The organism is Pseudomonas sp. UBA6323 (assembly GCF_002439135.1).
Classification (GTDB): domain Bacteria; phylum Pseudomonadota; class Gammaproteobacteria; order Pseudomonadales; family Pseudomonadaceae; genus Aquipseudomonas.
Genome location: NZ_DJSX01000013.1, coordinates 1 through 10,046, shown reverse-complemented (window position 1 = coordinate 10,046; position 10,046 = coordinate 1). Strand labels below are relative to the sequence as shown.

At 61.8% G+C, this 10,046-nt stretch carries 11 protein-coding genes; 7 read left to right on the top strand and 4 right to left on the bottom strand.

Features of this window, described 5'->3' with window-relative positions:
• The 4 genes from B3P22_RS03945 to B3P22_RS03930 all read right to left on the bottom strand — a co-directional run.
• Window positions 1-1,080: protein kinase family protein (locus B3P22_RS03945; protein ID WP_296269985.1), on the bottom strand; the 1,080-nt coding region annotated here is incomplete at its 3' end.
• A 226-nt stretch (window positions 1,081-1,306) separates the two neighbouring features.
• Window positions 1,307-1,957 carry a response regulator transcription factor gene (locus B3P22_RS03940; RefSeq protein ID WP_296269984.1) on the bottom strand — a complete coding sequence of 217 codons (651 nt, stop codon included), beginning with the start codon at window positions 1,955-1,957 and terminating at the stop codon, window positions 1,307-1,309.
• A complete protein-coding gene (locus B3P22_RS03935; protein ID WP_296269983.1) occupies window positions 1,954-3,219 on the bottom strand; it encodes a HAMP domain-containing sensor histidine kinase in 1,266 nt (421 codons plus the stop codon). The genes B3P22_RS03940 and B3P22_RS03935 overlap by 4 nt, the downstream gene beginning before the upstream one ends.
• Before the next feature lie 13 nt (window positions 3,220-3,232).
• Window positions 3,233-3,670, bottom strand: coding sequence for a copper-binding protein (locus tag B3P22_RS03930; RefSeq protein WP_296269982.1), 438 nt, complete (start codon window positions 3,668-3,670; stop codon window positions 3,233-3,235).
• A gap of 225 nt (window positions 3,671-3,895) precedes the next feature.
• On the opposite strand from B3P22_RS03930, the gene B3P22_RS03925 reads away from it, so the two are divergent.
• The 7 genes from B3P22_RS03925 (at window position 3,896) to B3P22_RS03895 (ending at window position 9,889) form a co-directional block, all read left to right on the top strand.
• Window positions 3,896-5,074, top strand: coding sequence for an ABC transporter substrate-binding protein (locus B3P22_RS03925; RefSeq protein WP_296269981.1), 1,179 nt, complete (start codon window positions 3,896-3,898; stop codon window positions 5,072-5,074).
• A 201-nt stretch (window positions 5,075-5,275) separates the two neighbouring features.
• A complete protein-coding gene (locus B3P22_RS03920; protein WP_296269980.1) occupies window positions 5,276-6,241 on the top strand; it encodes a YVTN family beta-propeller repeat protein in 966 nt (321 codons plus the stop codon).
• Entirely contained in the window at window positions 6,238-7,098 is an 861-nt protein-coding gene (locus B3P22_RS03915) for an ABC transporter ATP-binding protein (RefSeq protein ID WP_296269979.1), read from the top strand. Before B3P22_RS03920 ends, B3P22_RS03915 begins: the two co-directional genes overlap by 4 nt.
• Window positions 7,095-7,886, top strand: coding sequence for an ABC transporter permease (locus tag B3P22_RS03910; protein WP_296269978.1), 792 nt, complete (start codon window positions 7,095-7,097; stop codon window positions 7,884-7,886). Before B3P22_RS03915 ends, B3P22_RS03910 begins: the two co-directional genes overlap by 4 nt.
• A 264-nt stretch (window positions 7,887-8,150) precedes the next feature.
• Window positions 8,151-8,726: a PQQ-dependent catabolism-associated CXXCW motif protein gene (locus tag B3P22_RS03905; protein ID WP_296269977.1), complete on the top strand. Its 576-nt coding sequence runs from the start codon at window positions 8,151-8,153 to the stop codon at window positions 8,724-8,726.
• A 23-nt stretch (window positions 8,727-8,749) separates the two neighbouring features.
• Window positions 8,750-9,415, top strand: a complete 666-nt coding sequence (locus B3P22_RS03900; RefSeq protein ID WP_017363255.1) for a response regulator transcription factor — start codon at window positions 8,750-8,752, stop codon at window positions 9,413-9,415.
• 54 nt (window positions 9,416-9,469) lie between these two features.
• Window positions 9,470-9,889, top strand: coding sequence for a GNAT family acetyltransferase (locus B3P22_RS03895; RefSeq protein WP_296269976.1), 420 nt, complete (start codon window positions 9,470-9,472; stop codon window positions 9,887-9,889).
• The last annotated feature ends 157 nt before the right edge of the window (window positions 9,890-10,046 follow it).

Below are 10,046 nucleotides of genomic sequence, written 5' to 3'. Positions count from 1 at the left end.
ATTTATTTGCCAGGTTAATAGCGCAATTCGCTGTTTTTCCAAAGGCGCGCTGCGTAGAAAATGAAGAAAGGTGCGCAAAACGGATGTTGGAAAATTAGCTCGCCGGTAGTAATACTGCCCCTCAACCAATATGCGCAGAAGCGGCGCACAGTTAGGTAATTCATCCTCCAGCATGCAGTTACGATGAACTGTTTCGAGCTGAGTACGAATGCGATCTAAATCAATTGCATACTTAGCCCCTTCGGCAATTTTCGTAATATGCCTACTAACCTCATCTGCGAAATTTTTGTAAGCTTTGCGCTCTTCAAAATCAAACTCGATATCTTCAGAGAGCCGAAGACTAAGCTCATTTTTTGCATCAAAGAACGAACGTACACGCTCAACTGGATTGCTACGACACATTCGTTCAAGGAGCGCTGCATGCTTGAACTGCTCAATTCCATTTTCAGCAATGATTTTCTGGAAGAGCTTTGCAACAAAATAAACCTCAGTCGAGTGATCGTATATTCCATCCGAAAACTCACCCGGCGGTTCACACCACCAGTTAAGACTAATGCTCTTATCAAAATCAATGGTTGTACCTATACGTTTCCCGAAGCCCAGATCAATAATTTTTAAGGTGCCATCATTACGTACAAGAATATTCTGCGGCCTGATATCTCGATGCAAAATCCGGGTTGACTCAAGATACGCAAACCCATCGATTGCCTGAGTAAAAAGCTCATTAACAGTTTCAGGCTCAGAACTTAAATGATCTTCTATATCCAGACCCTGAACATACTCCATAAGAATATAGCCAGTCAATTTATCCGGATATAAATAATAATTAAATACACGAACCACATTATGATGATGCACCTCGTGAAGGAGCTTAATCTCTCTAAGAAAGTTCTTAAAAAGCTCTTGACGAAGCGACTCCGAGATAGGCGAGTACTTCTTACAAACAAAGTCACTATCAATGAGATCATCATGAAGCAAAACGGTTTCTCCGCATGCTCCCTGCCCTAAGTGCTCTAAAAAAACATAATCCCGTCGACGAAGAAACGGGATCATTGATCCAGCGGAAGGTGATGATGCCATGGCAGCTTATCTCGGGTTCTAAAAATTTATTAAAGGGCGACAGTGATCTGACACAGAATTTGTTCTAACACACCGCACGGCAAATCACGGTTCATTGCCATCAACTTACACCTAACCAACGGCTTGCGGCGAGCCTGCGGAGGATGCTCGATTTAGACCGAGCAGTAGAGTTGAGGCTGGAGCAGAAAGCAGCTCAGCAAGCAGGCCATTGCAGCCCGCTCTCCCCTCAAGCACTCTCCAACCCCACCCTGACCACCCCACTATCAATCGCCAAATGCACCAACTCTGCCTGCGAGGCGATCTGCAGTTTGTTCTTTACCAGGGTCTGGTAGTTGGACAGGGTCTTGGTGCTGATGCACAGCTTCTCGGCGATCTGCCTCGGTGGCAGGCCGCGGGCGAGCATGACGAAGATTTCGAACTCGCGCTGGGTCAGTTCGCGCAGGCGTGGGTCGAGGCCGTCGCTGCTGGCTGGGTTACAGGCCAGCTGGGTGGCCAGTTGCTGTTCGATATAGGCGTGGCCGGCAGCGGTGCGTTTGACCGCCTCCACCAGCACTTCCGGCGACGAGTTCTTGGTCAGGTAGCCGATGGCGCCGGCGTCCAGTGCCTGACGCACCAGGGGCAGTTCGTCGTGCATGCTGAAGAACAGCACGCGCAGTTGCGGCAGGCGCTGGCGCAGGCGGCGTGTGGTTTCCAGACCGCTGATGCCGGGCAGGCCGATATCCATGATCACCAGGTTGGGAATCTCTTCCTGCACCCGCTGCAACGCTTGCTCACCATCACAGGCCTCGCGCAATTGCACCTCCGGCAACAGCGCACGCAGCAGGCTGGCGTAGCCCTGGCGCACCACGGCGTGGTCATCTACCAGCAGAATCTTCATGACGTTGCCTCCAGGGGAATGTTCAGGCACAGCGCCCAGCCCGCTTGCGGGCGACTGTGCAGGCGCAGTTCGCCGCCCAGGCTGCGGCTGCGTTCGCGCATCGAGCGCAGGCCGATGCCGGGCCGTAGCGGCAATGCGGTGCCCTGGCCGTTGTCACGCACCAACAGGCGCAGGCCCTGGCCACGGCGTTGCAGGCGAATGCGCACTTCACTGGCATCGGCATGACGGGCGACATTAGTCAGCGCCTCCTGCACTAGGCGATAGAGATGGGCCTTGCTCGCCAGCGGCAGGCTTGGCAGTTGTTCGCTCAGTTGCAGGCGGCAGCGAATGCCTTGCGCCTGCTGCCAGTCAGCAGCCAGTTGTTGCAGCGCCGGGCCGAGTTCCAGACGCTCCAGCACCACCGGGTAGAGGTCGCGGATCAGGCTGCGAAAGCCCTGCTGCAGGCGCTCGCAGTTGTCGTCGAGCAGGCGCGCGGTGTCCTGCACCTGCTGCGGGCGATCGGCAATTACCTTGAGCAGGCAGGCCTGGGCGCGAATGCCGCTGAGGTATTGGCCGAGGTCGTCATGCAGGGTCTGGCCGAGGCGCGTGCGCTCGCGCTCCTGCAACTCCAGCAGCGCCTGGGTCAGCTCGGCGTTGTCCGCCTGCACCTGTTGCAGGGTGGTGGCCATCTCGTTGAAATGCGCCGCCAGATGCTTGGCCTCGGCCAGACCGTGGTCGTGCAAGCGGGTGTCGAAGTGACCGGCGCCGACTTCGCGCAGGCCGGCGAGCAGCTCGTCCAGCACACGTCGAGCCCGGCCTACGGCAAAGTGAATCGCCAGCAGACTGAGGATCAGGGCAAAGGCGCTGAGCAACAGCAGTTGCAGCAGCGAGTCCTGGATTTCCTCGATTTCGTCATAGGGATCGAGGGCGATACGCAACTCGCGGCCATCCTCCAGCGGCCAGGCATCGGCCACCAGTGAGGCGGGGCCCAGCAGGCGTTCGGCGATCCAGTGCTCGATGACGCGTTCGGTCTGGTGCTCGGGCTCTTCGCCCGGGCGCAGCCAGCTCACGCGGATATGTCGTAGGTTCTCGGTCAGTTCCGGGCGCAGGCTGCCGGGATTGCTACGCGCCACTTCGCCGAGGTATTCCACCACCGCTTCGGCGGCCTGTAGCTCGCGCTGCACATCATGGCTGGCCTGGCGCAACAGCAGCGCCAGCCCGGCCAGGGTCACCAGCCCGAACAGCAGGCTGACGCCGAGGTTGATGCGGCCCAGAGCAGTCATCTACTTGACCACGCTACTTGACCACGAAGTATCCGAGCATGCCCTTGCCTTCCAGACCCTTGACGTAGAAGCGGTATTTGCCTGGCTTGACCGGCAGGAAGAAGATCTCCGCCTCGCCGGCATCCTCGAATTCCAGTTCGGTGAGGGTGACCGCCTTGATCTCCACGCCGCCGGCCTCGACCTTGCGCAAGTAAATGGAAGTGGCGAACTCCGGCGCCTGGAAGGCGTATTCCTTCTGGCCGCTGGCGATGATCTTGAGCTGGTAGGCCTGGCCGGTTTCCAGCTGGTACTCGGTCTGCGACATGAAGTAGTCGCTGTCATCGTTACCCAGTACCAGGTCAGGCAATGCCAGCGGGCGGCGGGTCATGTCACCGGCGGCGTGCAGTTGATCGACGCCGAGCAGGCTGATGATCAGCAGCAAGGGCAGCAGCAGGGCCTTGAGAATACGCATGGCGTTCACCCGTTATTGTTATTGGACGTTGCCTGCCATGCTAGGAAGTAAAGGCCAGCGCCGGGTTACTACCTTGGTACTGACGCGCTGGTACTTTGGGGAGGTTTGGCGCGCCAATTGGCGTGACGGACTAAGACCTTCGTACGTGCCCGGCGCTACCTTGGGCATATTTCCCGAGCCGATGGCGCTTCCTATGCTGGCGACACCCTCTGCAGGAGTCGCCCGATGCACCGGATCAGTTGCCGCCTGTTGTTCTGCCTCGCCGCCGCGTTCGGTGTGGCGGCCGGCGCCAGCGCGAACGAGCTGCAGGTGCGCATCGGCTACCTGGCCCATCTGCCGCCGCGCGGGCCGCTGCTGTCCAACGTCATTCCCGAGCCGAGCGACGCCGGCCGCCGTGGCGCCGAGCTGGCGATCATCGACAGCAACAGCACCGGGCGCTTCCTCAAGCAGCAATTCGAGTTGCAGAGCGCCGAGAGCGACCAGGCTGACGAGCTGCTCGCCGCCGCCGAGCGCCAGCACCAGGCCGGCATCCGCCTGTTCGTGGTCAACGCCCCGGCCGCCACCCTGCGCCAGCTCAGCCAGCGCCTGCCGGACAGCCTGCTGTTCAATGCCGGCAGTGCCGACGACGGCCTGCGCCGCGAACAGTGCCTGGGTAACGTGCTGCACACCCTGCCCAGCCGCGCCATGCTGACCGACGCCCTGGCGCAGTTTCTCGCCTTGCGCAAATGGACACGCTGGCTGCTGGTGACCGGCAACACCGAAGATGACATCGCCTACGCCGACGCGCTCAAGCGTGCGGCCAAGCGCTTCGGCCACAAGATCGTTGCCGAAAAGCCGTGGAGCTTCGACAACGACCAGCGCCGCAGCGCCCAGGCGGAGATGCCGCTGTTCACCCAGGCCAGTGAGTATGACGTGGTGCTGGTGGCCGACGAGCGTGGCGACTTCGGCGAATACCTGCCTTACAACACCTGGTATCCACGCCCCGTGGCCGGCACCCAGGGCCTGACCCCTACCGCCTGGCACAAGACGGTGGAAACCTTCGGCGCCGCGCAGTTGCAGAAGCGCTTCGAAGAGCTGGCCGGGCGCTGGATGAACGACCGCGACTTCGCCGCCTGGATGGCCGTGCGCAGCTTCGCCACGGCCATCACCAAGCAGCGCACCGCCGAGCCGCAGGGCATTCGTCACCTGCTGCTGAACGAACAACTGCCGCTGGACGGCTTCAAGGGGCGCAAGCTGAGCTTCCGTCCGTGGAATGGCGAGCTACGCCAACCGATTCCGCTGGTGCATCCACGCGCCCTGGTTAGTACCTCGCCGCAGGATGGTTTTCTGCATCCCAGTAACGAAATGGACAGCCTCGGCTACGACCGGCCTGAGGTGAGCTGTGATCTGGCGGGTATGCCTTAGCGGCCCAGTACTCAGCACGATGCCCTGTGGAAGGTGATGGCCACAGGCAAAGAAATTCTGTCCCCTCGCCCCATTGGGGAGAGGGTTAGGGAGAGGGGGAAATTTCAGCCCTCTCCCCCAACCCCTCTCCCATAAATGGGAGAGGGGAGCACGCGCACAGGCCAACGCCGTCGCCCCGACAACAACAAGAGGATCAACCCCATGCGCCTGACCCGTCTCGCCAGTGCCGTCGCCTTCGGCCTGGCCTGCCACTCGGCCCTGGCCGCCACTGCCTACGTATCCAACGAGAAGGATGACAGCATCAGCGTCATCGACCTCGATAGCCTGGAAGTCACCGCCACCCTGGACGTCGGCATGCGCCCACGTGGGCTGCTGCTGTCCTCCGACAACAAGCTCTTGTACATCTGCGCCAGCGACTCGGACCGCGTGCAGGTGATGGACCTGGCCACGCGCAAGATCATCAAGGAGTTGCCCTCCGGCGCCGACCCCGAGCAATTCGCCCTGCACCCCAACGACCGCTGGATGTATATCTCCAACGAGGACGACGCCCTGGTCACGGTGGTCGACGCGCAGAGCGACGAGGTACTGGCGCAGATCGAAGTCGGCGTCGAGCCCGAAGGCATGGCGGTGAGCCCGGACGGCAAGTGGGCGGTCAACACCAGCGAAACCACCAACATGCTGCACTGGATCGACACCAGCACCAATCAACTGGTCGACAACACCCTGGTCGACCAGCGCCCACGTCACGTCGAGTTCGACAAGGACGGCAAGCGCCTGTGGGCCTCGGCCGAAATCGGCGGCACGGTGACGGTGCTGGACGTGGGCTCGCGCCAGGTGCTCAAGGTGCTCAACTTCGCCATCAAGGGCGTGCACCCGGACAAGGTGCAGCCGGTGGGTGTCAAGCTGACCGACGACGGCAAGTACGCCTTCGTCGCTCTTGGCCCGGCCAACCATGTAGCGGTGGTGGATGCAAAGACCTTCGAGATTCTCGACTACCTGCTGGTGGGCCGACGCGTCTGGCACCTGGCGTTCACCCCGGATCAGAAGCGCCTGCTGACCACCAACGGCGTCAGCGGCGACGTATCGGTGATCGACGTCGATACGCTCAAGGTGACCAAGTCGATCAAGGTCGGCCGCTATCCCTGGGGCGTGGTGGTGACGCCATGAACGCCTTGGAGGTGAGCGGCGTCGGTTTCGCCTATGGCGCCCGCCAGGCGCTCAACGACCTGGCCTTCGAGCTGGTGCCGGGGCGCTTCGGCGCCCTGCTCGGCCCCAACGGCGCCGGCAAGTCCACCCTGATCGCCCTGCTCACCCGCCTCTATGACCTGCAACAGGGCGACATCCGCATCTTCGGCCACAGCCTGCGCGACGGACCGCGTCAGGCGCTGCGCCAGCTCGGCGTGGTGTTCCAGCAGAGCACGCTGGATCTCGACCTGTCGGTGCAGCAGAACCTCGCCTATCACGCCGCGCTGCACGGCATGCCGCGCCGCGAGGCGCAGGCACGTATCGACGAGGAACTGCTGCGTCAGGATCTCGCTGAGCGCCGTCATGACAAGGTGCGCACGCTCAACGGTGGCCACCGCCGCCGCGTGGAAATCGCCCGCGCCCTGCTCCACCAACCGCGCCTGCTGCTGCTCGACGAAGCCAGCGCCGGGCTCGACCCGGCCAGCCGCCTGGCGCTGGGCCGGCACGTGCGCAACCTGTGCCGCGAGCAGGGTCTGTGCGTGCTGTGGACGACCCACCTGCTGGACGAGATCGAGTCCAGCGACGATCTGCTGATCCTGCATCGAGGCGAGCGCGTGGCCTGGGGCAAGGCCGGCCAGTTCGGCGACGACTTGGCCATCAGCTTCGCCCGCCTCACCGGCGACGAGGCGCTGGGCCGTGGCCATGTGCGCGAGGCGCTGCGGCCCAGTGGTGGGAGGGGCTTTAGCCGCGAGATTTCCAATATCGAGGGTATCGCGGCTAAAGCCCCTCCCACTCCGTCCACACCACCCACAGATTCCGCAAAGGAGCCGCAACCATGACCGCCTACTGGGAATGCCTGCGCGGCATCGTCCTGCGCGAATGGCTGCGCTTCGTCCTGCAGCGCTCGCGCTTTCTAAGCGCCCTGGTGCGCCCGCTGCTGTGGCTGCTGGTGTTCGCCGCCGGCTTTCGTGCCGCGCTGGGCATCGCCATCATCGAGCCGTACGACACCTACATCACCTACGACACCTATATCGTGCCGGGCCTGGCCTGCATGATCCTGCTGTTCAACGGCATGCAGGGCTCGCTGTCGATAGTCTACGACCGCGAGATGGGTAGCATGCGCGTGCTGCTCACCAGCCCGCTGCCGCGCGCCTTCCTGCTGGTGGCCAAGCTGCTGGCCACGGCGCTGATCTCGCTGCTGCAGGTCTATGCCTTCCTCGCCATCGCCTGGGTCTACGGGGTGCAACCGCCGCCATGGGGCCTGCTCGCCGCGCTGCCGGCGCTGCTGCTGGTGGCGTTGCTGCTCAGCGCCCTGGGCTTGCTGCTGTCCAACGGCATAAGGCAACTCGAGAACTTCGCCGGGGTGATGAATTTCGTCATCTTCCCGATGTTCTTCCTGTCGTCGGCGCTGTACCCGCTGTGGAAGATGCGTGAGTCCAGCGAGTGGCTGTACTGGCTGTGCGCGGTCAACCCTTTCACCCATGCCGTGGAGCTGGTGCGCAACGCGCTGTACCTACGCCTGCATGTCGAGGCGCTAGCGGTGTGCATCGGCCTGACGCTGCTGCTCACCCTGCTCGCCGTGGCCACCTTCAACCCGCAGCACGCGGCGCTGCGCAAGGCGGGATAGGCAACGAAACAAATGCAACGAATCGAATCACCATGACTGCAGTACGCTGCCTGACCGGTAGGAGCGGATTTATCCGCGAAAGGGGCCGGCACCTTGCGAGCCAGGATCGCGAATGAATTCGCTCCAACAACACCGGTAAGCCCCATAACAGGTTCAGCCACGACCCCTCTACTACTTTGGTACTGGTTTTCCTCTCCAACGTAGAATTCCCAAGCCTGCGACCATGGCCTGTAATACCGCTACAACATAAGTAGAGACCTTGCCATGAAGTACCGTCTGCCCGTGCAAGCGGGCCTGATGCTTGCCTGCGTGTTACTGACCTGCCTTGCGCAGGCCGAAGAACTTTTCGACGCCGATGGTTATCGCAGCAGCCAGTACCGCAGCCCGACGCCGTCCAGTCTGGAAGGCGTACAAATCATCGATACCCCCGCCCTGCAAAAGCTCCTTGCCGAGCGCCCAGACACCCGCCTGATAGACGTTTATCGCCGCCCCTGGGTGCAGGGGCGCTTCGTCGAGGACGCCCCCCACGCCAACCTGCCCGGCAGTCTATGGCTGGCAAACGCCGGCGACGGCAACCTGGCCCCGCAATGGCAGCGCTACTTCACCCACTACCTGCACCAGCAGAGCCGTGGCGACGTGCGCCAACCCTTCGTGTTCTACTGCCGCTCCGACTGCTGGCTGAGCTGGAACGCGGCTCGCCGCGCCCATGCCATGGGCTATCGCCAGCTCTACTGGTACCGTGATGGCGTCGATGCCTGGGAACAGGCCGGCCTGCCCCTGGTGCCCGCTCAACCCGCCGAACTGCCTGCTGCTTTCCTCACGCCCACTGCCACACCATAATCACAACAACGAGGTGCAAGGCCATGTACAAGATTCTGATTGCCGACGACCATCCGCTGTTTCGTGAAGCCATCCATAACGTCATCGCCGACGGTTTTCCCGGCAGCGAGATCATGGAAACCGCCGACCTGGACAGCGCCCTGGAGCTGACCCAGAGCCACGACGATCTGGATCTGATCCTGCTCGACCTGAACATGCCCGGCATGCATGGTCTGGGCGGGCTGATGAACCTGCGTAACGAGGCGCCAACCATCCCGGTGGTGATCGTCTCCGCCGAGCAGGACAAGCAGATCGTGCTGCAAGCCATCACCTATGGCGCGGTGGGCTTCATCACCAAATCTTCGCCGCGTGCGCAGATGACCGACGCCATCGCGCAGATTCTCGACGGCAACGTCTACCTGCCGCCGGACATCATCCGTTCGCAGAAGAGCGGCAGCTCGCGCCAGCACCACGACAACCACAGCATCGCCCCGGAACTGCTGCAAGCCCTGACGCGCAAGCAACTGCTGGTGCTAGAGCGCATGACCAAGGGCGAGTCGAACAAGCAGATCGCCTACAGCCTGGATATCGCCGAAACCACGGTCAAAGCCCACGTCTCGGCCATCCTGCGCAAGCTGGGCGTGCATAACCGCGTGCAGGCGATCCTCTCGGCCGGCGATATCGACTTCGCCTCCTACCTGCGCCGTTAGCGTCCCGTTCATCGGCCTGTGCTAAAACAGTGGCCTCACCGATTGGAGTCCACCATGCACATCCGCCCCTTCCGGCTCGCTGACGAAGCCGCCGTCGTCGATCTCTGGCAACGTTGCGACCTGACCCGCCCATGGAACGACCCGCACAAGGACATCCAGCGCAAGCTGACGGTACAGCCCGAGCTGTTTCTGGTTGGGGAAATCGACGGCAAGCTGGTGGCCTCGGCCATGGCTGGCTACGAAGGCCATCGCGGCTGGGTCAACTACCTGGCGGTGTGCCCGCAGCGGCGCCAGCAGGGCCTGGCCCGTCAGCTGATGACCTATATCGAAGCGCAACTTCTGGCCCGGGGCTGTCCCAAACTCAGCCTGCAGGTGCGCGACACCAACGCGGCGGCATTAGCCTTCTACGAGCGGCTTGGCTACAAGATCGATGCCTCGGTCAGCCTCGGTAAGCGGCTGATTGCGGATGATTGACCGCACACCCGATCACGCTCTACCGATCCACCGCTGCGGTGGATGTAAAAAGCGACATCCGCCCTACGGCCCTACTCACCAAAGCGAATCGTAGCCCGGATGAAATCCGGGGCATAACGGCGTGATCCTTCCCGAAATTGCATCCGGGCTTGTATGT